This window comes from Cylindrospermopsis raciborskii Cr2010, from assembly GCF_003367075.2.
Classification (GTDB): domain Bacteria; phylum Cyanobacteriota; class Cyanobacteriia; order Cyanobacteriales; family Nostocaceae; genus Raphidiopsis; species Raphidiopsis raciborskii.
The window spans coordinates 2,208,677-2,233,391 of the sequence record NZ_CP065936.1 but is presented as its reverse complement, the minus strand read 5'-3'; the positions used below and the strand labels follow the sequence as shown (position 1 = coordinate 2,233,391).

The 24,715-nt window shown below is 39.4% G+C and carries 25 protein-coding genes and 1 pseudogene; 10 read left to right on the top strand and 16 right to left on the bottom strand.

All coding sequences use genetic code 11. The features are described 5' to 3' along the window. Positions 1–379: 379 nt before the first annotated feature. The 10 genes and pseudogenes from C6N34_RS10140 to C6N34_RS10095 all read right to left on the bottom strand — a co-directional run bounded on the left by C6N34_RS10140 (position 380) and on the right by C6N34_RS10095 (position 7,374). Positions 380–1,027 (bottom strand): hypothetical protein, encoded by a 648-nt coding sequence (locus C6N34_RS10140; protein ID WP_115538046.1) that lies wholly within the window; start codon positions 1,025–1,027, stop codon positions 380–382. Between the two features lie 339 nt (positions 1,028–1,366). Next, positions 1,367–2,119, bottom strand: a complete 753-nt coding sequence (locus C6N34_RS10135; RefSeq protein WP_006277795.1) for a hypothetical protein — start codon at positions 2,117–2,119, stop codon at positions 1,367–1,369. A gap of 52 nt (positions 2,120–2,171) precedes the next feature. Then, on the bottom strand, positions 2,172–3,260 hold the full coding sequence (locus C6N34_RS10130; protein ID WP_006277796.1) for a hypothetical protein: 1,089 nt from the start codon (positions 3,258–3,260) through the stop codon (positions 2,172–2,174). A 200-nt stretch (positions 3,261–3,460) separates the two neighbouring features. After that, a complete protein-coding gene (locus C6N34_RS10125) occupies positions 3,461–4,027 on the bottom strand; it encodes a (2Fe-2S) ferredoxin domain-containing protein (RefSeq protein ID WP_115538047.1) in 567 nt (188 codons plus the stop codon). Positions 4,028–4,104: 77 nt separating this feature from the next. Beyond that, positions 4,105–4,308: a putative nitrogen fixation protein NifT gene (gene nifT, locus C6N34_RS10120; protein WP_006277798.1), complete on the bottom strand. Its 204-nt coding sequence runs from the start codon at positions 4,306–4,308 to the stop codon at positions 4,105–4,107. Beyond that, entirely contained in the window at positions 4,283–4,573 is a 291-nt protein-coding gene (locus C6N34_RS10115; RefSeq protein WP_006277799.1) for a nitrogen fixation protein NifZ, read from the bottom strand. Before C6N34_RS10115 ends, nifT begins: the two co-directional genes overlap by 26 nt. 103 nt (positions 4,574–4,676) lie before the next feature. Continuing rightward, positions 4,677–5,540 (bottom strand): annotated as a pseudogene (locus C6N34_RS10110) (homocitrate synthase); the annotation flags it as partial. Positions 5,541–5,845: 305 nt separating this feature from the next. After that, complete coding sequence (locus tag C6N34_RS10105; protein ID WP_006277801.1) at positions 5,846–6,043, bottom strand: DUF2949 domain-containing protein; 198 nt, start codon at positions 6,041–6,043, stop codon at positions 5,846–5,848. A 463-nt stretch (positions 6,044–6,506) separates the two neighbouring features. Continuing rightward, positions 6,507–6,950 (bottom strand): hypothetical protein, encoded by a 444-nt coding sequence (locus tag C6N34_RS10100; protein WP_115538048.1) that lies wholly within the window; start codon positions 6,948–6,950, stop codon positions 6,507–6,509. Positions 6,951–7,098: 148 nt separating this feature from the next. Beyond that, the gene (locus C6N34_RS10095; protein ID WP_236106996.1) at positions 7,099–7,374 is read right to left on the bottom strand and encodes a muconolactone Delta-isomerase; all 276 of its coding nucleotides are present in this window, start codon (positions 7,372–7,374) and stop codon (positions 7,099–7,101) included. 206 nt (positions 7,375–7,580) lie between these two features. Here C6N34_RS10095 and C6N34_RS10090 point away from each other — a divergent pair, with 206 nt between their 5' ends. Continuing rightward, positions 7,581–7,769, top strand: a complete 189-nt coding sequence (locus C6N34_RS10090) for a DUF4160 domain-containing protein (protein ID WP_057178978.1) — start codon at positions 7,581–7,583, stop codon at positions 7,767–7,769. A 32-nt stretch (positions 7,770–7,801) separates the two neighbouring features. On the opposite strand, the gene C6N34_RS10085 is transcribed toward C6N34_RS10090, so the two are convergent. Both C6N34_RS10085 and C6N34_RS10080 read right to left on the bottom strand, forming a co-directional pair. After that, positions 7,802–10,795: a UPF0182 family protein gene (locus C6N34_RS10085; protein WP_115538050.1), complete on the bottom strand. Its 2,994-nt coding sequence runs from the start codon at positions 10,793–10,795 to the stop codon at positions 7,802–7,804. 28 nt (positions 10,796–10,823) lie between these two features. Then, a complete protein-coding gene (locus C6N34_RS10080; protein WP_057178976.1) occupies positions 10,824–12,266 on the bottom strand; it encodes a cobyrinate a,c-diamide synthase in 1,443 nt (480 codons plus the stop codon). An 85-nt stretch (positions 12,267–12,351) separates the two neighbouring features. On the opposite strand from C6N34_RS10080, the gene sixA reads away from it, so the two are divergent. The 7 genes from sixA (at position 12,352) to C6N34_RS10045 (ending at position 18,010) form a co-directional block, all read left to right on the top strand. After that, the gene (gene sixA, locus C6N34_RS10075; RefSeq protein ID WP_057178975.1) at positions 12,352–12,858 is read left to right on the top strand and encodes a phosphohistidine phosphatase SixA; all 507 of its coding nucleotides are present in this window, start codon (positions 12,352–12,354) and stop codon (positions 12,856–12,858) included. Positions 12,859–12,973: 115 nt separating this feature from the next. Then, entirely contained in the window at positions 12,974–14,110 is a 1,137-nt protein-coding gene (locus C6N34_RS10070) for a citrate synthase (RefSeq protein ID WP_057178974.1), read from the top strand. A 243-nt stretch (positions 14,111–14,353) separates the two neighbouring features. Continuing rightward, on the top strand, positions 14,354–15,472 hold the full coding sequence (nuoH, locus tag C6N34_RS10065; RefSeq protein WP_006277809.1) for an NADH-quinone oxidoreductase subunit NuoH: 1,119 nt from the start codon (positions 14,354–14,356) through the stop codon (positions 15,470–15,472). A gap of 55 nt (positions 15,473–15,527) precedes the next feature. Beyond that, entirely contained in the window at positions 15,528–16,112 is a 585-nt protein-coding gene (ndhI, locus tag C6N34_RS10060; protein ID WP_009343498.1) for an NAD(P)H-quinone oxidoreductase subunit I, read from the top strand. 32 nt (positions 16,113–16,144) lie between these two features. Beyond that, on the top strand, positions 16,145–16,753 hold the full coding sequence (locus C6N34_RS10055; protein ID WP_057178973.1) for an NADH-quinone oxidoreductase subunit J: 609 nt from the start codon (positions 16,145–16,147) through the stop codon (positions 16,751–16,753). Between the two features lie 24 nt (positions 16,754–16,777). After that, positions 16,778–17,083 (top strand): NADH-quinone oxidoreductase subunit NuoK, encoded by a 306-nt coding sequence (gene nuoK, locus C6N34_RS10050; protein WP_006277812.1) that lies wholly within the window; start codon positions 16,778–16,780, stop codon positions 17,081–17,083. 6 nt (positions 17,084–17,089) lie between these two features. Then, a complete protein-coding gene (locus C6N34_RS10045; RefSeq protein ID WP_057178972.1) occupies positions 17,090–18,010 on the top strand; it encodes an NAD(+) kinase in 921 nt (306 codons plus the stop codon). A gap of 14 nt (positions 18,011–18,024) precedes the next feature. Here C6N34_RS10045 and C6N34_RS10040 read toward each other — a convergent pair whose 3' ends face one another. After that, positions 18,025–19,011 (bottom strand): GntR family transcriptional regulator, encoded by a 987-nt coding sequence (locus tag C6N34_RS10040; RefSeq protein ID WP_057178971.1) that lies wholly within the window; start codon positions 19,009–19,011, stop codon positions 18,025–18,027. A 160-nt stretch (positions 19,012–19,171) separates the two neighbouring features. On the opposite strand from C6N34_RS10040, the gene C6N34_RS10035 reads away from it, so the two are divergent. Together C6N34_RS10035 and C6N34_RS10030 are read left to right on the top strand one after the other, a co-directional pair. Further along, entirely contained in the window at positions 19,172–19,936 is a 765-nt protein-coding gene (locus C6N34_RS10035) for a dienelactone hydrolase family protein (RefSeq protein WP_006277815.1), read from the top strand. Positions 19,937–20,006: 70 nt separating this feature from the next. Next, complete coding sequence (locus C6N34_RS10030) at positions 20,007–20,906, top strand: S1 RNA-binding domain-containing protein (protein WP_057178970.1); 900 nt, start codon at positions 20,007–20,009, stop codon at positions 20,904–20,906. Position 20,907: 1 nt separating this feature from the next. On the opposite strand, the gene rimM is transcribed toward C6N34_RS10030, so the two are convergent. The 3 genes from rimM to C6N34_RS10015 all read right to left on the bottom strand — a co-directional run bounded on the left by rimM (position 20,908) and on the right by C6N34_RS10015 (position 24,545). Next, a complete protein-coding gene (gene rimM, locus C6N34_RS10025; RefSeq protein WP_057178969.1) occupies positions 20,908–21,543 on the bottom strand; it encodes a ribosome maturation factor RimM in 636 nt (211 codons plus the stop codon). A gap of 22 nt (positions 21,544–21,565) precedes the next feature. Beyond that, on the bottom strand, positions 21,566–22,834 hold the full coding sequence (locus C6N34_RS10020) for a valine--pyruvate transaminase (RefSeq protein ID WP_057178988.1): 1,269 nt from the start codon (positions 22,832–22,834) through the stop codon (positions 21,566–21,568). Between the two features lie 151 nt (positions 22,835–22,985). Beyond that, positions 22,986–24,545 (bottom strand): mechanosensitive ion channel family protein, encoded by a 1,560-nt coding sequence (locus C6N34_RS10015; protein WP_072149153.1) that lies wholly within the window; start codon positions 24,543–24,545, stop codon positions 22,986–22,988. Positions 24,546–24,715 lie beyond the last annotated feature (170 nt).

The following is a 24,715-nucleotide window of genomic DNA, read 5'->3' as shown; positions in this document are numbered from 1 at the left end:
ATTGCTCTTCTCACCTTCTAACGCTTTTTAGGGGATCCCACGATCGCGTATTTATTATAGGTACAAGACGGTTGAGGGCCAAGCATCGCTCCCAATTCCTGAAAGGATCCCCCTTCAACAAATTCAGGATTTTTCCTTGAGAAGAAACTGGGGATTTATGGAATAGTGGCAATTGAGGCGCGATCGCTAAAACCAGTCGGTTTTCAACCGACTTGCGCTTTGAGACCGGGAATTAATTCCCGGTCTCCCCCACAGACAGTGCTTTACAATCGCCCATTTTTAAAAACATTCTACCATAACTAGTAAAACACATATTGGGTTGAGGAAGGAAACCCAACCTACGTTCTTTACCGCTAACCCACTTATCTGAATTATTAAATTATATAGTACCTCTTCTAAGTGTTTTCAGAATCTTGCTGATCTTGAGAAAATGTGGATTACGTGACAGCTTGATGATAGTTGGGTCGTCAGTTTCTAGAACAATTTTGTTATAAATGTCAATCACCTGCATCAAATTGTCATAATCCAAAATTAACGCTGTTTCACCCTCCGCAAGATGATCTTGAACCAGATTTGTACTGGCTACCAATTTTTCTCCATTTAAGTTGGTAGCAGAAAAATTATTCCCAGGAATATCTAACTGGGATAGAACTTTTACAAATAACCCTAATAGCGTATCAGTATACAAGGGTGAAACTCCATCAGAGATTAAGGATGATCTGATGGAGAAAATGCCACTTGCTGATAAAGAATCACTACTATTGGGAATCAATTCCTGGATGGTATTTCTTAACTCCCGTAGGTTATTAGCAGAAACCACAAGAGTGATTTTTTCCTGATTATTAGTTGGGTTAGAGTCAATACCAGTAGCACTCTCTTGAATCTTGCCAGACTCGGATGTAGAACTAGCAGTTCCAACCATCTTGGCATCAGGTGAACTAACTTGGGCAAAACTCGTAAGCTGATGAAATAAAACTATTAAAGGTGAAAAAGTCAATGTAATAATCAAGGTTTTGATTTTGAACATGGTTATCCTCTTGCTTGAGTAACAGATGCTTGATATGGAATTTCGGTGTTGCATATTTGCGGGATGAACTGGCATCCGAAATCATTGAAAAATCGTTGAAAATTTGGGTAAATCATCCCATGATTCAGCAACGCCGGAATTTCTACCACTCAATTTTTAAAAATCCCGGAGAGCTGACTAGGTATATAAATATCTTGACCGTTTTTTTACAATTGAGACTTAGGAACTGATTAAGTTTTTACAAAATTAAAGGATAGCGAGCTATTATTTACCCGCTATCTAATTTGACAATCTTTGCTCAAACAAAAAGAAATTATTTCTCAGTCAATCATCAACAAGTTATATAATACCTGAACGAAGGGTTTTGAGAATCTTACTAATTTTGAGAAAGTCTTGGTTACGTGATAGCTTAATAATGGTTGGATCATCACTTTCTAGGACGATTCTATTATAGATATTGATTGCCTCTGTCAAGTTGTTAGAATCCAAAATTAAAGCTATTTCACCTTCAGCAAGACTATCTTGAGCTATAGTCACAGTAGGTTTGAAAATTTTTGTGCTCGCTACTAATTTTTCCGGATTTAAGTTGTTGGCAGAAAAATTGGTATTAGGAACACCCAGCTGAGATAATACCCTAGAAAAAGAAACTATTAGCTGCTCAATATGCGCAGGGGAAACACCATCGGAAATTAAAGATGCTCTCAGGGATGAAAAAGTAATCGGTGACAGAGAATCACTACCGCTAGAAACTAGTTGACCAATAGCATTTCTTAACTCCCGTAAGTTATTAGTAGAAACTATAACGGTAATGTTATCGGAACCTATAGATCCACCACCACTCATGGATCCTGCTGTCCCTAAACTGGGAGCGCTATTAGAACCTGTAGATCCACCACCACTCATAGATCCTGCTGTCCCTAAACTGGGAGCAGAAATGGGATTGTTATCAGAACCCGTAGATCCACCACCGCTTACAGATCCTGCTGTCCCTAAACTGGGAGAACTGACTTGAGCCCGACCTGTTAATTGGGTAGAAAGCACTATAAATGGTGTAAAAGTAAGAACAAAAATTACAGTTTTAAGGTTCAACATGATTAGTCTCCAAATTAAAAAGTTACAGCAATTTGCTTACGTAGCCATAGCTCTACTTACCGACAAAATTGAAACCATAACCGACCGTGAGAACAAGTATCCTACCACCCACACTATTATCAGTAAGATCTGCACCCTGAGCTGTGATTGCAAAGGGAATATTGGCTAGAGGAACTACGGATATACCAGCATTTAAACCTACCCCACTCCAACCTATACCCATTCCTATTTGGGGGTGAACTTGCACACCAAAACCCGCAAATAGTCCCGTAGTATCTTTACCCTGTCGGAAGTCACCACCTCCTGCTCCCAAGGAAAAAGAAAGGGCCATAGGATTAACAGGGTTATCAGGTTGTAAAAAAGAATAACTGGTTACCACACCGTAAACACCAGACGGTCTTATACCTTCAGTACCATACTGAGCAAAAGTTCTCCAACCAGCAGCAACACCTATAGCATGGTTTGTTTTTCTGTAGACAATGCGATGAGCTTTTAGGTCAAAGGTACCATTGTAACCAAAATTTTTGACACTCCCGTTGTTAAATGCTAGTTCTAAACCAATCAGGTTATAAGGATCGCCTAATCCAAAACCAGCAGTCATGCTCCCATCTGGATTACCATCACGACTTTTACCTGGTGTTGCAGCACCCGCTCCTATAAATATGTCACCCCAACTAGCACCAAAAGCACTGGGAGCACCAAAACTCAGTCCGGGTGTATAGGTTCGAGAGCTTTTCTGTTGTGATGTTTGTTTTTTGGGAACTGGTTCAGGTCTGGGAATTGTAGGGAGGACTGGTTCAATTAATAGGTCTCGACCCAATTTTTCCGCATTCTGAACAATCTCCATTTTCTCGTCTATCTTTTGTTCAGCATCTACCTGTTGGGCGATAGTTTGAGATTGGATGGGTAAGGGTTGATTAGCCCTTTTTTGACCAGTCTCTCTCAAACTATCAATAAATTCGGTAGTATGGTTTACCTTTATAGATTCTTCATTTGATGGGTCTATTTTTTTGTTCAATAATCCTTGATTATTCTCGCTTATGGAATCATTTGCTGAAACTGCTTTAATCCCAACAGATGTGGAAAAGAAGAGGAAACTTAATAAGTTTAGGGATAACAAACAGAGCCAATAATTAACCATTATTCTGGCTAATCGGTACTTGTACACAATATTTCTCATTAGGTTTTATAGAAGTTAATTATTGAGAAAATAGATTTTTATTCTAGTCTCATTCAGGAGATAGTTTCGATAAATTTCAATGAATTATGGCTGATATATTATGAAGAGATGCTAAATTTATCACCATGTTTATTGATAATGATATTTTTATATAAAATTTACTATATATTATTTGCAAAAAAGTGGGTTTGCAGTAAACTTGCTATTGCTTCTGGTTCCAACTTCTTATATTGCTCCTCTCCTAACATTAATATACAGTTGGGAGCTGTTCTACAAGCTTTCTGGCAATTGGTATGTTCAATTTTAACTTTATCTAATAAACCGCGATCGCACAAAGTTTTTTCTAGGTTAGCCAATAAAGATTTACCTCCATGCTTGAGACATGCAGATTTTTGACAAACCATAATTTTAGCTATATTTTCCTTCGATGAATAATCTAGGGGACAAAATCCTACAGGTCTAACCCCATAAGCTGTAAGTTTAATTTTGCCATTGACTCGATTTAATTTGCTTACTACACTTACACAAATTTGTTCCCCAGTTAATAAATTCCTCAAGGAACAGCGTAAATTCTTGGGAATCTTAATTTTTAGATCTTGGGTAGAAGTTTTTAAATACAAATGTTTGTATTTTATTTTACACTTACCCCCATCATTTCCCTGTGAACTAAAACCTAAAAATTGTCCCTCTATATTCAATTGTGATAAGGTTAGATACTTTTTACCCATGTTAATTACATAAATTAAGTTACTCAAGATATAGATACCTGCATTATTATATAATTCAGGTATCTTTTTGTGTCAGGTTAGTGTAGAAGTTTAGCTTCTACGGTTTGAGGCAAATTTTCTCGTGGGGGGATTTGACTAAATTCTAATTGCCAACCATTAGCTAAAGTAAGAACCTTGCCTGCTTCACTATCTGTTTGTTTAACAACTTCTTCTTCTAAGTCCTTTTTCGCGACATAGACAACTAAAGTTCCAGCATCATTTACCCGTAGCATTACTTTCATAAGATATTTCCTCAGCGGATTCTAGTTCTCTTTTGCGACAACCGATAATGTACCCCGTATTTAAGAAATGGACAGCATATATATAATATGCTTGTAGAAAAGTTCCTATACTCGCCACATAACCCACATCTCCAATCCTAGCTAAAACTTCTCCAATTTCTCGACCAGGAAAAGTACCATCATTTTTAATCAGTTTTTTGACTCGTACTTTTTGCCCAATCTCAAATACAGGTGGAGAGTTTAGTTCTATTTCATCTTTTTGCATTAATACCTCTATTAGTTTAACTTTTTCCTGTTAGTTTTTGAGTTGTTAAGATATAGACCTTCCTTAGTATTTATTTAATGCCAAAATCACCACTCTCCTGGTAGTGCAAATCTTCTATATATTTCCGGGTATTTTTACCTACTATAGCTTTCCAAGGTGGAACATTGGATCCCACTGCATTAGCGACTAGTTGAGATAGCTGTGAAAAGTTATCTGTGTTTATTCCTAAATCAACTCCATATATGTATTTTAAAGCCATAACAACCTCTTCTAAAGCTGCATTTCCTGCTCTTTCACCCAGTCCATTAACGGTAGTATTTACAGATAGGGCACCACCCCTAATACCAGCAATAGCATTAGCAGTAGCGAGTCCAAAATCGTTATGGGTATGAATTTCTATAGGAATTGATAATCGAGAGACTAGTCGTTTAATTTTCAGGTGGGTTTTAAAGGGTTCTAAGATACCCACCGTATCACAAAAACGAAATCTTGATGCACCCCATTCTTGAGCGTATAAAGCAACATCTTCCAGAAAACTTTCATCTGCTCTGGAACAGTCTTCTCCTCCCACTCCTACCCAAAGATTATGATCAAGTGCAAAGTGAATACAATCTTGCAATCTTTGTAAACTAACTCGCCATTGTCCATGGAATTTGCTAGCGATTTGGATTCCAGAAACGGGAATAGCAATGTGTACTCTTTTAATCCCACAGGAGAGAGAAGCTTTAATGTCTGAAATAACTGCTCGGTTCCAAGCTAGTAATTTGGCATTTAGATCTAAATCATTAATAGCTCTAATGGCATTAATTTGTTCTTCCCCCATGGCGGGTATACCTACTTCTAATTCCCCAATGCCAATGGCATCCAAAAATTGGGCGATCGCCACTTTTTCTTTGAGTGTAAAAGTAACTCTTGCTGCTTGTTCACCATCCCGTAATGTAGTATCGTTAATGTTAATTTTACCCATCACAAATATTCCTGTAGGGGACTAGTGATTAATTGGTGATCTTTCTAGCTCCCTGGCTATGGCTAGTAATTAAAGTCACTTAATTATGTCTGATTATGCCTCAATTCTTGCGTCATATCTGTATGCTAAACCACCAATTTTAGAGATAAACTAAGATGGTTTATTGGTGGGCTGATCAGAATCTTTTATGAATAATCTATGACTAATATAGCTATTAGTCATTCCCGTAATCACCAAAATAGTTAATCCAGCAATTAAACTAATAATCATGGTATTTGCCTTTTAGGGTTGGAAATAGATATTGATTAAACATTTTCCGCTAACCAATCAAAAATCTTTTCCAGTTGTTGTAAGTCTATTAGTCCATATTGCCAAAGCAACATGGGAATTGGTGCTTCATCAAACTTACGCTGTCGTAGAGCAACAGCAACATCAGCGTGGGAAAGTTCTAACTCATGATAGAGAAAGTGGAGTAGTTTCTTGTCTGTCTTGCAGTTAACCATAGAATTAGTCTAAATTCCAGTTTCTAAGGGAGGCACAATTATTTGTAGGATGGGTTGAGGTTAGATACTTAATCGGATAGTCCAGACCAAGTTTATCTTTCTAGATTAGTCAAGGATTTTGGTGAAGTTGTATGTTCTGCTTATAGCAGTTGACCTTTAACTCAAAAAAATTGCGCCTAGGGATTAAATTTATTGAATTTATTAAGATTGTACTCACTAGGTTTAAAACCTTAGTGAACAGAACTTAATCTTTTTTTTGGGTAATGGGGACTAGTTTTTTATGGATGGGGTACTAGTATTTATCAAGTGGGGTTTTAGTTTTGTAGTACTCCATTGAGAAAACCTCCATGAAGGTTGCTCATGGTAGAGCTAAAAGCTATGTATTAACCGTTGCTATTAATAGTTTATATTTTTGATCGGTAAAAGACCGATTTATTTATTTTCTTTTAATATCTCTTACCCATTATCCAAAAAATTTCCTCCTAGTAAACTTGGTTTTTTTAGGACAATACTCAGAACAGTCTATAGCTGCTTCCGTAAGGACTATATCTGGTTTTACTGCGCACTTGAGATAATGGTTATTAGAAAAGAATTTACAGTTCTTACAGGGGACTTGACTAACTCCATTGACAGTCAATGACATTTTCTCCTCTAAAGCAGAGCGAATTTTTTGGAGAATTAATAAAAATACTGCCCAAACAATCACGAAGCCCAAAGGACTTAAACTAATAGCTATATCGGAAATACTCAGCCACTGACTTACCTCTTGTTTTTGACCATTTTCTTCGACACTTTCCCTTTGTTTCAGTCGATAAAATGTCTGATTTGTTGCTAAACTTTCCGAATGTTTTTCATGTTTTGATATTACCCCCATGCAGTTTTTAAAAACCCCCATAGAAATTTTCATAATTTCATGATTTTTTCAATTATATGTTTAGCGCCATAAAAGTTCACCTATATCTTTCGATAGGTTTCATTGTAAATATCCAAATCTCTATCTCAGGAAATAACTTTTATTCCCACCGTCAACGAGGTGGGAACTCTCGCCCTATTGCTTAATTATTTGACAGACGTGCTTTTACATCCGTTGCAAAGTCTTCATATCTTCTCAGAGGGGTGACCTCCACATGGACACTTTGACCCATTTTTTTCATAATGGGTAAATCCAAGAGGATTTGATCCAGAGTATCAGGTGTGGGAACATCTACAATGGCGATTACCCGACGAGTTCCTACACATTTCCATAGGTCCACTACCACTCCTGCTTGTTTAGCTTGTAGTGCTGCATCTGCTTCCTCGCTCCAGATACTAAACAGCTCCCCCTGTGTCATGTTTGGGTATTCAACATGAAAATCCAAATGGTATAACATATCGCTCCTGTATAATTGGACTTAGCCTATTGTAACAAAAATAGTTGCTACTTGGCCCAACATATTTTTTAACTGTTTTTTGACCAAACTTATAAGTGGGCAAAACCTAACAAATTTTGTTACAATGTTACTGTTATAAAAACTAATGACCATTAGGAATCAAATTCATGCCGGAAATTACCAGATTTTACGGAATTATCATTAAACTGTTTTTTGCAGGTCATCCTCCTGCTCATTTTCATGCAATTTGTGGTGAATATAATGCCATTTTTAACCTAGAAACCCTAGAATTTATCGAAGGTGAGTATGAAATTTGGACTAATGGTCAACACTGTAGCCAAAACCTTGAACCGTAAGTTAAATTCTACCCAGATATAGAACAGGTTTTTCAACTGGGTGGGATTCCCTCCTCCTCAACAGGACGAATGATTGGTGGAGCGGGGGTAACTTCTGATCTAAATATTGCTTCTAATGCTGCTTCTAAATTTTGTGCCATGACAATACGATTCTCATAAACTACAATCACTCTAGCTAAGGTGGGTAAACTATTTTGAGTTGCTTCTAAATAAATTGGCTCTACGTACAATAAGGATTTTTCAATGGGAATAATTAGAAGATTCCCCTGTACTGCTTTCGATCCCTGACGATTCCATAGGGAAATTTGCTGAGAAATGATGGGATCTTGATTAATCCTAGCTTCTATTTGTTCTGGACCATAAATCAACCTTTCTTTGGGAAAATTGTACAATAGTAGCTTACCGTAGTTCTCACCGTCAGAACGTGCTGCTAACCAGGCAATTAAATTTGTTCTTTGTTTTGGCGTGTAGGGAAGCAATAGGATAAATTCTTCAAAGGGAACACTAGGTAAACTGGTTATCAAATAATATGGTTCAACTTGACGGGGTTCTCCGCTATAGATTTCGTTGGGAATTTGCCATTGGTCTTCGCGGTTATAAAATACTTGGGGATTGATTACATGATATGTCATTAATCGTTCCGATTGTATTTTAAACAAGTCCACTGGATAGCGAACATGACTGCGGAGATTTTCAGGCATGTTTATAAACGGTTGGAACATTTTAGGGAAAATTCTTGACCAAGTAGTAATTAAAGGATCCTCTGGTTTAGCTATATAAAATCTGACGGTACCATTATACGCATCAATGATAACTTTTACCGAATTACGAATGTAATTAATACCATTCTTATTCCGATCTGAGTAAGGGTAACTACTACTAATAGTATAGCCATCAATCACCCAATATAGATAGTTTTTGCCAGCTTTAATTTGTTTGTCTTTATCATTCAAATTACCATCTGCTGCTACTAAATAGGGTTCGCTATCAAATTTTAAAAAAGGAGCGATCGCCTGAATTCTCTGACTAATATTACGCCTGAATAATATCTTGGTTTCCGGTAAAAAATCTCGTGTAAAAATCATTGGCCAATCTTTGAAATACATGGCAAATAACCAACGTTTCCACCCAGTTCCAATTGTAATTCCCCCTTGACCATCGTAGGTATTATAAATATTATCTGCACCGCTAGGATAATCTAATTCTTTAACCCTAGTTCCGGTCATGACATGAGTATTGGAAATTTCTCCATAATAAATTCGTGGCTCACCAATAGGTATACTCTGATCAATAGCTGCATTAGCTGTAGTTAGAGCCTTACCATTACCACTGATGTCTTTAACAAAATATTCTGGCAAGCCTCCAGGTGCAGCTGTATTGACAGGACTAATTGTAAATCCATACCCATGGGTGTAGACTAAACTGCGATTGACCCAAGTTTGTGCTTGTGGGGGAACAGCATCATAATCTAATTCTCGTGCAGCAATTAGGACTTGACGTTTTTCTGGAACTGTCTGTGGTTGTGTTTCTGTGGTAATTTCTTTTTTAATCATGTAGCGGTCAATATCCGCGTCAGGAAACCGGTAATAGGGACGAATTTGCTGTAATTGACGATTAGTTTTTAAAAGTGGTTCTTGATCCCATAGTCGAATATTCCTAATAGTTAAATCATTGGCCCTTAGATCAGACCTAATCAGGTTTTGTTGGGGGTTAAAAGTTTGAGCGTCAATGGAGTCTAAATCAAATGCTTGACGGGTAAGAGCAATAGTACGTTCTATATAGGGTTTTTCTCTTTCCAGTTCATTGGGTTGTACTACCAGATATTGCATAATATTGGGTATCATCCATTCAGTGAGGATTATTAATCCTGCATAGATCCCCAACCCATAAATTGCCCATTCATGATGGGGAGATTTGCGATGCCAAAATAAACTTTGCCATAATAGGTAAAACGCTAGAATCACCGCGCCCACGCAAAGTATGGTATTAGCTGGCAACTGAAAATGCACGTCGGTAAAACTAGCGCCAAAACTCACTCCCCTGGGTGAATACACTAGCTGATAGCGCCTTAACCAATAACTAAAACCTAATACCAGCATCATCCCACTAGCTAGGGTCAATAAATGACGTTTCTGTTTCGGTGCAAACCCAGGAAATATACCCTGACTAAGACTATTAGCCGATAGTAAATAGGTAAGAGCAACTGATATGATTCCATATACACATAATCCTAAAAACCAAAAACAGAGAATTTCTGCTACTGGTAAAGAAAATACGTAAAAGCTGATATCTTTGCCAAATAAAGGTTCTGTCTGGTTAAAAGTTGTAGGGTAAAAGTATAATAAGATGCTATTCCATCTTTGACATACTAACCAGCCAAAACCACAACTGATAATTATGGCGATCGCCCACAGCAAAAATTCCCTATATACTAAAATAGCTATCCCTATCCCTAATGCCAATATAAAATACCTAAATTGAGATATTATCTTGATTAAGATTTGGGGAATTATTTCAGATCTAAATATAATTGTCGAATCAGATAAATCATCAATTCGAGTACCTGGGTTTTGCCAATAGCTGATGACTAATTGTCCATACCAGATTAATATTATTCCTATTAACAAGCTCAAACCCAAGGTCAATGGTAATAACCAAATAAATTTAATTGGTCGGGTTACAGTTTCTATGTGATCTGGTTGATATAATTGTGGATATTGGGGACTCAAAAACTTTGTGATTCTGGTGCTTAACTTATTTTTTGCTGTAATTGCTGGATCCATCTTCAACTCTTGAGGATATTGCCACTTTTTCGCTAAGGAAAGGTTCCCCCAAAAATAAATTATGCTCGTCCCAGTAATAATCACCCAGATCATACCCTGAGTTATTAGTCGCACCAGTAAGTTGGGCAAGTAACCCACTTCCTGAAACCAAAAAATTTCTGCTCCCAAGGAACACGCCAAGTCTAAACTTAGCCACAACCCCAAAGCAACAATAATAACTTTAACGCACCACTTCCAAAACATCTACTTTCTAGGAAGAATTCTTTACATCCTACATTTTACCTCTGGTTTTTAAAAACTTTAGACATTCTCGCAAAAAGTTTTGGGGAATCTCTATACTCTCACCCCAGTGTTGATGTATATAAGAAGCGTGCACATTAGGTAAATTCCATCCTTCCCATCCCATATTTTCTTCACAGTCATAACGAAAAGTATTAAATAAGGGATATGTGGTTTCACTATTTAAACAAGAACGATGAAACTCGTGTCCATAAATATTTTTTCCCCCATGGTGTAAAAAACTGTTTTCTAAAACTACTGCGCGACGATAACCTAGAGTTAGTTTTTTATCCATTTTCGCCGATGTTGGTATTATTCCTACCATAGACCAGGCTTGATTATCAAAGTCAATGATGCTTTCACATAAATACATTAAACCTCCACATTCTGCGATGGTTGGTATTCCGGATAAGATTATATTCTTCACCTGGTGAATTACCTGAATATTGGCCTCTAGTTCTTGGGCAAATACTTCGGGAAAACCACCGCCAAAATACATCCCCTGAATATTTTTGGGTAATTGATCATCATTGATGGGACTCCAAAATACTAATTCTGCTCCCAGTTCCTGCAATAGGTCTAGGTTGTCTTGATAATAGAAGTTAAAGGCTTTATCCCAGGCTACGGCAATTCTAATTTTATCATCTAATTCTTGAAGATTACCATTCGCTTCATTTAAATTACCTAGATTGGCTAATTTAGGTTCCTTGAGCTGATTCACTCGCAACAGTGGTAATAATAATTCCCAATCAAAACAATTATCTCCTAACTTTGCCAACTGGTCAATCACCCTGTCTAGGGCGGTTAATTCTCCTGTGGGCACTAAACCCAAATGACGATCAGGAATGCTTATATTATCTTCCCTTTTTAGTACACCAACAATAGGTAAACCAAGATTTTTTAGGGAACTTTTTAATAAAGATAAATGGCGATCGCTCCCCACCCTATTCAATACCAATCCAGCAATTTTTATTCTGGGATCTAAATGACAGTAACCATGAGCAATAGCAGCTACAGAACCAGAGAGACGACCACAGTCAATCACTAATATGACGGGAATATCTAATAATCTAGCCACATGAGCGGTACTGGCAAAATCCACCGGGTAATTAATCCTATCACTGTTATTATCAATAATTAGTGACGAAGCACCTACGCCGTCGAATAAACCCATTACTCCTTCAATCAAAGCATATTCAGATTTTTCGCTGTGAAGTTTAAAGCATTTTTGAATATACCCCTCAGAGGTCAAAACCGCATCTAAATTACGACAGGGTTGATTGGTTACATATTGATGAAACATAGGATCAATATAATCCGGACCAACCTTAAAAGATTGAACACTAACTCCCTGACGACACAGGGATGATAAAAGTGAGAGTGTTACAGTAGTTTTACCCACCCCACTCCGCTCTCCAGCAATAATCACGGTCATGAATTTTGATGATTGATAATCCAAGGTCTCTAAATCATAATACCAATACCAGTAAACTAATAACCACTAAGCACCTTATTAACACATGTACTTATACCTAATCCGTCATGGTATTGCTCAGGAACATCAATTAGATATTAAAGACGAAGAGCGATCGCTTACTATAGAAGGGAAAAAGAAGATGGAAAAAATTGCCCAAAGACTAATCCAACTCAAATTTAAATTCGATTTAATCTTAACTAGTCCTTTAGTTCGCGCCAGACAAACAGCGGAAATACTTATGCAAGCTGGACTGGGTTCCCAATTAGAAACTTCATTACATTTGAGCTGGGAAGGGAATGTTCACAATTGGATACAAGAATGGTTAGAACCGAGAAGACATGATCAAAAATATGATCAGCAAACTCATTTAGCATTAGTGGGACATGAACCCTGTTTAAGCAGTTGGGCAGAAATTCTTGTTTGGGGAGAAGCAAAAGAAAAACTCATCCTCAAAAAAGCAGGTATGATAGGAATAGAAGTGCCAGATAATGGCTCTATAGTGGGTCATGGTCAAATGTTTTGGTTGACACCCCCAAGATACCTGCTATAACAGTTTTTTTGAGCTTTCGCATACAATGGTTGTTAAATCAACAACTATTAACTGTGAGGGGGATCCCTGGTAAGTTAGCTTGTTGCTGATATTTCATAAGGTAAATGGTGTAGCCATGACGGTGTGCGAGTATAAGCCAGGTTTAGAAGGAATTCCTGCAGCCCAGTCTAGTATTAGCTATGTAGACGGGCAAAAGGGAGTTTTAGAGTATCGTGGCATTAGAATTGAGGAACTGGCAGGTAAAAGTACCTTCTTAGAAACTGCCTATCTCCTCATCTGGGGAAAACTACCCACTAAGGAGGAACTAGTAGACTTTGAAAAGGAGATTGCCAGCCATAGACGGATAAAATACCGTATTCGAGATATGATGAAATGCTTTCCTGAAAGCGGACATCCAATGGATGCTTTACAAGCTTCAGCAGCAGCATTAGGATTATTCTACTCTCGTCGAGATCTCCATAATCCGGTATACATCCGGGATGCAGTAGTGCGGTTAATAGCCACAATCCCTACCATGGTAGCGGCATTTCAACTAATGCGCAAGGGAAATGATCCAGTTAAACCCAGAGATGATCTAAATTATGCTGCCAACTTCTTGTACATGCTCAATGAAAAAGAGCCTGATCCCTTAGCGGCAAGAATTTTCGATATTTGCTTAATTCTTCATGTTGAGCATACCATGAACGCGTCTACTTTTAGTGCACGAGTCACAGCTTCCACACTAACTGATCCCTATGCTGTTGTAGCTAGTGCGGTGGGTACTTTGGGTGGACCATTACATGGGGGTGCTAATGAAGAAGTTATACAGATGTTAGAAGAAATTGGCTCTGTAGATAATGTTGCGCCCTATTTAGAAGACCGTCTGCAAAAAAAAGCCAAAATTATGGGGTTCGGACATCGTGTCTACAAAGTTAAAGACCCCAGAGCCACAATTCTACAAGATTTGGCTCTACAACTATTCGATAAGTTTGGATCTGACAAATATTATGCTATTGCTCAAGAAGTAGAAAGAATCATGACCGAGAAAGTTGGCAATAAGGGAATATATCCTAACGTTGACTTCTATTCCGGTTTAGTGTACAGAAAGATGGGCATTCCGACAGACTTATTTACGCCCGTATTTGCGATCGCTCGTGTTGCTGGTTGGTTAGCCCACTGGAAAGAACAACTAGAAGAAAATCGCATTTTCCGTCCCACCCAGGTTTATAACGGTCTACATGGAATAGCTTACACTGCTATAGATCAGCGTTGATGGTGAGGGGGGGGAAATCAAACCTTGTTCCCCCCTTGGAACCAATCTCAATCATAAGTAGAAGTTGTTATCTGGGATCAATTGACGAAACCCATCTAAAGATATACTAGACTCAGTAATTGGCAACAAGTCTGCCATTAGCCACCATCTCAGTTGAGATGATATACCAGTAAATTTACCTTTATTAATTTACCTAATATTCGTAGATTTACGACGAGTTGACGACTACAAAGAGTAGCAAAAATGAATGCAGGAATAGACCTCCAAGGAACTTTTATTCAATCGGTGAAGGATTTAGGAATCCCAGCCGGGGTAGCCAAAGCTATTTGGATGCCATTGCCGATGATCTTAATGTTGATTGGGGCCACAGTAGGCGTATTAGTTGCTACTTGGCTAGAGCGGAAGATATCCGCTGCTGTACAGCAAAGAATTGGTCCAGAATATCAAGGTCCATTTGGTTTGCTAGTACCTGTAGCCGATGGTCTAAAACTGATATTTAAAGAAGACATAGTACCAGCGAAAGCAGATGCCTGGTTATTCACTTTAGGACCGATTATTGTCGTAATCCCGGTATTTTTGTCATTTTTGATAGTACCGTTTGGGGAAAATATCGTCATCACTAATGTTGGTCTAGGTGTGTTTTTATGGATTGCCCTATCAAGTATTCAGCCCATAGGGTTACTAATGGCTGGTTACGCATCTAATAACAAATACTCCTTGTTGGGGGGACTTAGAGCAGCAGCACAATCCATCAGTTATGAAATACCCCTAGCATTGAGCGTTTTGGCCATAGTCATGATGTCCAATAGCTTAAGCACAATTGATATAGTCAACCAACAATCTCACCTGGGGATTTTAGGTTGGAACGTTTGGAGACAACCACTGGGTTTTATCATCTTCTGGATTGCAGCTTTGGCGGAGTGCGAACGTTTACCCTTTGACCTACCAGAAGCAGAAGAAGAACTAGTAGCTGGATATCAAACCGAATATGCGGGAATGAAATTCGGTTTATTTTACCTAGGTTCCTACATTAACCTCATCCTCTCCGCCCTACTAGTAGCAATTTTATACTTGGGAGGTTGGCATTTACCCATACCAGTTAGCCTCCTAGGTCAATGGTTAGGACTGAGTGAAACCAGCTCGATTTTACAAGTCATCACAGCGGCTTTAGGTATTACCATGACGGTGTTAAAGGCTTACTTTTTGGTATTCCTAGCCATTTTAATTCGCTGGACAGTGCCCAGGGTAAGAATTGACCAGTTATTAGATTTGGGGTGGAAATTTCTACTGCCAATTGGATTAGTCAACCTGCTGTTAACCGCAGCTCTTAAATTAGCCTTTCCCAGTGTTTTCGGTGGTTAAGAGCAATAATTCCTGAACGCCAATCATCATTAAAGGACTACAGAAGAGATAAACCATGCTAAAGTTCCTCAAACAAGTTGGTGATTACGCCAAAGAAGCAGTACAATCGGCCCGTTATATCGGACAAGGTTTAGCAGTAACCTTTGATCACATGCAACGGCGTCCTGTTACCGTACAATACCCTTATGAAAAATTGATTCCTGGTGAGCGGTTTCGCGGTAGAATTCACTATGAATTTGATAAATGCATCGCCTGTGAGGTTTGTGTCAGGGTTTGTCCCATTAACCTACCGGTGGTGGATTGGGAAATGGACAAAGCTACCAAGAAGAAAAAGCTTAAACACTACAGTATAGACTTTGGAGTTTGTATTTTCTGTGGTAATTGTGTAGAATACTGTCCTACCAATTGTTTATCCATGACAGAAGAATATGAATTAGCCACCTACGATCGCCATGAACTCAACTATGATAGTGTTGCGCTTGGAAGGTTACCATACAAAGTCACCAATGACCCCATGGTGACACCGCTGCGGGAACTAGTTTATCTACCCAAGGGAGTTACTGAACCCCATGGAGTCCCTGCTGATGCTCCTCGTGCTGGTTCCCTTCCACAAGACTTAGTGGAAAGTGGTCGTGAGTAGTTATTTGTCAAATATCAAAAGGATCGAAAACAGTGAATTTAGGCGAAGGAGTACAATCGGTTTCATTTGGCATCTTGGGTGCAATGATGATTGGTGCAGCATTGGGTGTAGTGCTGTTCTCTAATATCGTTTATTCTGCTTTTTTGCTAGGTGGTGTGTTTATCAGCATGGCTGGACTATACCTATTGCTCAATGGGGATTTTGTAGCAGCAGCTCAGGTGTTGATTTATGTAGGAGCTATTAACGTCCTCATATTGTTTGCTATCATGTTAGTAAACAAGCGTCAAGACTTTGCCGCCATACCTAGCGCTGGTTTACGAAAAATAGTCACAGGTGTGGTTAGCTTGGGACTATTTGCCCTTTTAAGTGCCATGGTGTTAGCAACACCCTGGGGTAACACCACCACACCACCAGCAACCCAAAATTCCGTAGTTGTCATAGGTGAACACCTATTTAGTGACTTCCTACTACCCTTTGAACTGGCTTCAATCTTATTATTGATAGCCATGGTGGGGGCAATTATTCTAGCTCGACGGGAATACCTACCAGACCAGGTTACCCCATCTGAGCTACCACAAACCATCCTCACTTTGCCAGAGCGTCCCAGAGAATTGGTATCTACTACTGGTAATCAGGAATAAATTTCCATCAGCAATTGTTCAATCATGCAACTTCAATACTTTTTACTACTTGCAGCAGCTTTATTTTGTATTGGCATTTATGGCTTAATTACCAGTCGTAACGCCGTTCGTGTACTTATGTCCATCGAATTGTTGTTAAATGCTGTGAATCTAAATTTAATGGCATTTTCCAATTTCTTGGATTCAACTTTAATTAAAGGCCAGGTATTCACAGTTTTTGTGATTACCGTAGCAGCTGCAGAAGCAGCGGTAGGTTTAGCAATAGTTTTAACTATTTACCGTAACCGTAATACCGTTGATATGGAGCAGTTTAACCTACTCAAGTGGTAACATTGCGTGCAACTCAAGCAGGTAATCATTGCTTACAAAGCACGGGACTCTCAAAGTAAACGTTGGGCAGAACTCTGTGCAAAACAACTAGAGAAGCGTCATTGTCAAGTTTTGGTTGGACCAAGTGGACCTAAAGATAACCCCTATCCCGTATTTTTAGCCTCCGCTACCCAACCTATTGACCTGGCTCTAGTATTGGGTGGAGATGGCACGGTTTTAACTGGTGCTAGACATTTGGCTCCAGCTGGTATCCCCATTTTAGGGGTAAATGTGGGTGGTCATCTGGGGTTTTTAACTGAGTCTATGGATGAGTTTCAGGAACCAGAACGAGTTTGGGATCGACTATTAGAAGATCGCTACGCTATACAAAGACGGATGATGTTACAGGCAGCTGTTTATGAGGGACCCAGGGTTAACCTGGAACCGATAACTGAAAACTTCCTCGCATTAAATGAGTTCTGTATTAAACCCGCTTCTGCGGATAGAATGATAACCTCAATTCTAGAAATGGAAATTGATGGAGAAGTTGTTGATCAGTATGTGGGGGATGGATTGATTGTTTCTACCCCCACTGGATCTACTGGTTATACGGTTTCTGCCAATGGTCCAATTATGCACGATGGCATGGAGGCTATTACCGTTACCCCCATTTGTCCTATGAGTCTTTCCAGTCGTCCTTTAGTGTTACCACCTGGTTCCGTGGTCAGTGTTTGGCCTCTGGGTGATTATGATTTAAGCACAAAGTTGTGGATGGATGGAGTGTTATCCACTTCTATTTGGCCTGGTCATCGTGTGGATGTGCGTATGACTGACTGTCGAGCTAAGTTTATTATCTTGCGGGCTAATAATTCTTATTATCAGACCCTGCGGGAGAAGTTACTTTGGGCTGGTACTAGGGTTCACTACGCTAATAACCATCATAATTAGATGGCGAAAAATCTCTAAATTAATCCTAATTCCCTTTGTAGTAAATTCACTGATTGTAGAGCAATATAATTTGCACAGCGAATTAGTTTGGGAGGACGAATGATATCTTCTGCTATGCCCTGTACTACCGTTTGTACACCAGAATGACTTGTGGCGTCAGTACAAAAAATCACCTCGCATCGCTTGGCGATCGCATTTAACTTATAAGCATCCTTGGGTTGGGCGGTCATGACTAGTAAATCATCACCACGTAACCCATGTAGTATTACTTCTGTAGCTCTTAGAATACCGGGACTAAGACTAACTATACCGACACAACTGGATCTAGGGAGGTTTTTAACTACATTTAGTTCTTTATTATAGTCATGAATATCAAGAGGAATAACACGCACTGCTTTGGGAGCAGCAATTGCTTCCACATCCCCTATAAAGTATCTACTTGTCACCAAGGTAGCGGAGGTAGTTTCTTCTAGGACTGCGGCCAATTCTTCCATGGCCACTAGCTCTACGGGAATTTCTAGGGACTCTTCCAATTCGTCAACCATTAATTGTCCAACCCCAATATCCTGTAATGGTACTGCTACCAAAACCCTAGCACTGCATCGCAGACGCCAATCTACCTCAGCTAAGAATAGCTCTCTAGCTTGATTGAGGGAACAACCTTGATTGAGTAGTTCGTCTAGGGTTTGTTGGATGGATTTAAATGCTTGGGGATATTGTTGCAAAATTGGTAGTTGTAAACGACTACCAGTTTCGTGGCCTTGAACCCGAACATAAATTCCTGAACCTGCTAAACTCTCGACAAATCCTTCTTCCTCCAATTGACGATACACTTTGCTAATTGTATTGCGGTGCAGTCCCGTTTGTATAGCTAAGGCTCTAGTGCTGGGTAGTTTGTAACCAGAACCATACTGTCCACAGGCGATCGCAAAGCGAATTTGATTAAATAATTGACTAGAAGCGGGAATTTCACTGTCTGGCTGAATACGGAATTGAATCATTACCAATTCTCCTAATGACTGTAGCTGTTGTTAACAGTCTTGAATTTTGTATATCTACTTTCTATCTGTTACTTGTTTAAGATAGCAATGTCAGAATTTAGTTAGAATATTCTTCAAATCAATTCATCTACTTTTTGCATTCCCTTATATTTTTTTGATCATGACGGAAAATTATCCTCGAGCTATCAATGCCAAAAAAGTTCAAATTCACGGTTTAGATGGTTCCATAGATGCTTATTTGGCACAACCTGTAGCAACTGGTATCTATCCAGGAATTGTGGTCTTGCAAGAGATATTTGGCGTAAACGAACATATTCGCGATGTCACAGAACGAATTGCCAGGTTAGGGTATGTGGCCATCGCCCCTGCTCTTTTTCAACGCCAAGCACCAGGATTTGAAGCAGGATATAGCCCAGATGAAATTGAGGTCGGTAGAAAATATGCTTGGTCACAAACTAAAGCTACAGAGCTACTGGGTGATATAGGATCCACCATCAATTATCTCAAGACCTTGGAGAATGTGCAACCAGGTAATTTTGGTTGTATAGGATTTTGCTTTGGGGGACATGTAGCCTATTTAGCAGCCACTCTCCCGGATATTAAGGCTACAGCTTCCTTTTATGGCGCTGGAATCCCTACCCGCACCCCCGGAGGTAATCACCCTACTCTACTGCGTACATCGGAAATTTCTGGCACTATTTATCTGTTTTTTGGCATGGAAGATGCTAGTATACCCCAAGAACAGGTAGATGAAATTGAGGATACTTTAAAAAAACACCACGTTCCCCATCGGATCTTTCGCTACGATGGAGCTAATCACGGATTTTTTTGCGATCACCGCGCCAGTTATAATGTTAAAGCCGCTGCTGAAGCTTGGGAACAAGTTCAACAACTGTTTAGCCTACTGGTGACAACTAATGATTGATCAATAACAAACTATCTGGAAATTGTCTACCATTAATCCATTAAATATCTTGCCCTCATCTTCAAAAATCATGACTTCTCCATCCGAATCTTCTCAAATAGCTACCTCATCTTTTTCTATGGATGATTTTGCTAAGGCTTTAGAAAAACACGATTACCAATTTCAAAAAGGACAAATTGTACGCGGTAAAGTATTTCAACTTGACCATGACGGAGCCTATGTTGATATTGGAGGTAAATCATCAGCATTCCTTCCCCGAGATGAAGCTTCCTTGAGAACAGTCACGGATTTATCGGAAATTCTTCCCCTAAATGAGGAGATGGAGTTTTTGATTATTCGTGAGCAAGATGCGGAAGGTCAAGTTACTATTTCCCGTAGACAACTGGAAATTCAGCACATTTGGGAAAAAGTTGCTCAAATGCAAGAAAGTTCCCAAAGCATCCCCGTAAGAGTTATTGGTGTGAATAAGGGTGGGGTGAATGTGGAGGTTCTTTCCCTACGCGGTTTTATTCCCAAATCCCACTTGGTGGAGCGGGAAAATCTAGAAGCTCTCAAGGGACAAACCCTTACTGTCGGTTTTTTAGAGGTGAACCGCGCTAACAAAAAGTTAATTCTTTCTCAACGATTGGCAACTCGTTCCAGTAACCTCAGTTTATTACAGACTGATCAGTTGGTCACTGGTAAGGTGACTGGGATTAAGCCATTTGGTGTGTTTGTTGATTTGGATGGGGTGAGCGCCCTACTCCATATCAAGCAAGTTAGTCAGAAATTTACTGAGTCTTTGGAAAAGGTCTTCCAAATCGGTCAGGAAATTAAGGGTATTGTTATTGATATAGATGAAAGTAAGGGGAGAGTTGCTATTTCTACCAGAAAATTGGAAAACTATCCCGGTGAGGTGTTGGAAAATTTAGCAGAAGTTATGAGTTCTGCTGATGCTCGCGCTAATAGGGCTAATAGCAGTCCCGAATAGCTCATTCATTGATTGACAATAAACCAGGGGGAGGAGTAATTTCAATCCGTCTATTGCCTAAATCTACCACAGGGACAATTTCCATCACAAAGGGAATTAAAACCGTCTTTCCCCCTAAGTTCTTATTCCAAGATGGATCACATTTTACTTCCAACAAGTCGTGTCCAGAAGGTAATATGTCCGTCACATCCCCTATCCTCTCCCCAGATTCTTGCATAAATACAGGTAGTCCTATCAGGTCTATAACGTGAAACTCTCCTGGAGCTAATTCCGGGCGATCGCCTATTGGTACAAATAGTCTACCCTCCCTCAGGTTTTCTGCAGCAGTGCGATCGCCTATACCATGCAATTTAATTACATATAGATTTTTGCCTTCTACATACCGACCATGTAATAACTGTACCGGTTGAGGTGATGGTTCTCCCGGGAGCAATAACCAGCGAGTCCCCGGTTCTTCAAACCTTTCTGGAAAATCAGTCTGGGGATAAACCCGCATTTCCCCAGTTAACCCTTGAGGTGCAACGATTTTACCAATCTCGATCCAATCATCTAGGTTGGGGAATGGGAAACTCTGATTTGTTTCCCCCTTTTTTTGATCTCCAATTTCTTGTTTTCTGTTTTTATTTTCCCGCTTCATTGTGATTCATTTAGTCTGAACACTATTGATGATAAACCTCTTGGGCAATCTTCGCCAAACGCTGCATACCAATACTAATTTCCTCATCAGTACCTGTCAAACTAATGCGTAGACATTGATGTTTGTGTTCCCAATTCTCCTCTAACCCGGGAAAGAAACTACTACCTGGTACAACTATCACACCAACTTTCTTTAACTGTTGGTAAAATTCCCAGTCACTAATGGGTAATTCCTGTAGCCATAACCAGGCAAAAATCGCTCCCTCACCCCGATGTAAAAACCACGGTAAATCCTTGGGCATTACCGCATCTAAAGTGCTTTCCAATACATCAAATTTATGCTGATAAAATGGTCTAATCACAGTTTCCGCAATATTTGCCAAGGCCCCCGATTCTATGGCACGGGTGGCGATCGCCTGACCATATCTAGAAGAATGAATACCAGCATTAGTTTGAAAACACTCTAAAACCTGTAATAATTTTTCCTCACCGATAGCCACCCCAATTCTTTCTCCTGGCAACCCAGCTTTTGACAAACTGATACAGTGGATAATATTTTCGCCAAATACGGGTTTCATCTCGGTAAAATTCAAAGCTGGGAAAGGGGGCGCATAGGCGGAATCTATGAAGACTGGTACATCATAGGGCGTGGCCAGGGCGGCAATTTTTTCCACCTCTTCATTGGTCAACACATTACCTGTGGGGTTACAGGGACGAGAAAAAATCACACAACCTGTTTCCTGAGTAATAGAAAGCTGGGTAAAATCAGGACGGTATTTAAAACGATGATTTACACCATCAACATCCAGAGCTGGTTTATAGGCAATTAAAGATTCTGGACAGATACTCACACCACCATATCCTGTATAATCTGGACTGAGGGGCAAAACAATTTTTTTCAATTTGCACTCCTCAGTATATCCACCGTAAGCATTAGCTGCATAGAAGTAAATAGTTTGACTACCAGCTGTAACTAAAATATTACGTTCTGTTAACTGCAAGCCATAACGTTGATTGAAATCCTTAACGATAGCAGCAATAAAGGGCGCGTAACCCTGAGAAGAACCATAGCGACAGACAACCTCCCCATACTCCCCACTGGACAGTAAATCTGCTGTGCAGTCTCGCCATAATTGCTCTACTTCTGGTAGTATCAAGGGATTGCCAGCACTGAGATTATATAATACCTGCCCTTGATTTGCTCTGAGTGTTTCATTTATATCTTTCATAATTGCTCTAACGCCAGTTAAGTTAGACATTTGAGCGCCAATTTTAGTTAGGGCAGGTTTGATCATAGTTGTTACAACAGTTACAAATTTTAGGGGTTGTAGGATGTAATATGGTATAACCATATCACATCCCAGCTAGTTTAACATTAAAAACAAAGCTCCACCCTGATTATGCTGTTAAAGCACCAGGAGTGGAGACCGAAAAAATTGACAGTTAGCCAGTGTAAATATGAGCTAATCTTAATCGTCGAATCATTTCTCGGCGTACTTCATTTTTAACCCGTTCACCACGTCGCCAATGTTCCAGCTGAATATTATCAACGTAGAACCTGACAGCAAATTCCATGGAAGATCCCTGAATATTGGTGATTTGTACTTGTGGTTCCTTCCAAGCTGTAGAAGACTCCTTAAAGCTGGATTCTAGCCATTCGGCAAAGTTTTCCACATAATTGTCCAATCGAGTTTCCTTAACTCCTGGATTAGAAATGATCTGAAATAGTTTATTCAGTTTAAGTTTGAGCAGGTCAATTTTCTGCTCCCATTCATCAGGTAATATCTGACGGTCTTCCATAACTAAATCTGGATCTTCTAACCAAGTGCGATACCAGATTCTGACTAAAGAAATGAGGTTTGTTTTTTGGCTAGATTCCTCTTCTAACCTAGAGCGCTGTCGTTTACCCTTGCGCTCTGTTACAATTACCATACCCACCAGTTCCAAAATATCCATGTAAGTTTTTTGGAGAACCATTAATTCCTGTGTATCTAAACCACCTCTTTCCAGAACCTTAATTTCTTCCAGTAGTGTTTCAAATGCAGCACCAATCTTTTTCAACTGTAGGCTAATTTCTTTGTCTAATTCTAGACGGTTCCGCCCCGCTTCTTTTTTAGAAGGTTTGTTATCCTGAGCTTCCTTCAATCCATAAAATGAATCCAAGTATCTTAGCTTATCATCAAAATTGGCTATGGTGTCTGGATGTCCAATCACAATTTCCTTCAAGATATTGGTTGCTAAAGCAGAATCGGCATCAATTCTCACAGACACGGGAATTTTATAGGCATAGTGTGTTGTAGGACGACTCAAGTTAGTAATACTCTGATTGCTTAGAGTAGCATTCGGTACATACTTTTCGCAATGCTCTTCAATCAGATACAATTTGGTAACTCGAATACCGATTTCCTTGATAATTGCCAGGGAACCATCAAAAACAATCACATCTCCGAATTCAAATGGTGTGTCAATTAGCAAGACCAGACCACTGAAAAAATTGCTTAAAATGTCCCTGACTGCTAAACCTAATACCAAGGTAATACTACCCAGGGCTAATCCTATTCCCGATAGGTCTACACCCAGAACGGTAAAAAATAGGGAGAAGCCAATAATATAAGTCAGAACTGGGATGAAATTCTTCAAAAGGGGTACTAAAACATCATCCCAAACCGCTTCAGTTTGTCTAGCATAGGATTTTAAGTAGACAACCACCAATTCAGTGAGTATCTGAGTAATCCAATAGGTAAATGCGGCTATGAGAAAAGCTGTAGCAAATTTTTGGATCCATTCAATGATTTCCCCGGAACTGCTAAAATTGACTAGGGAAATCTTGAGACTGGACAATACCAAAACTGCGGACAGAGGAGCTTGAGAAAGACCGAGGACGAGAATCCACGTATCTTTTTCTAACTTACGGACAATAGGTCGCAGGACATAAAAAAGTCCCAGATAAATTGCTACGGAAATTCCCGCACACAAACCCAAAGTTAAAATGAACTTAGTCAATTGTGCACCTGTTGGCGGGATGAAAAGCGCGCCTAATAGGTAGTTTGTCAGCGCAGAAGATGGTAACACTGTTGAAATGTGAGTCATTCTTGATTATTTTCTTTGGTGAGTTTCATCTTAATATATCTATATCAGTTTGCCTTGTGAGCAAGGTAAATGTAATCCCTGGG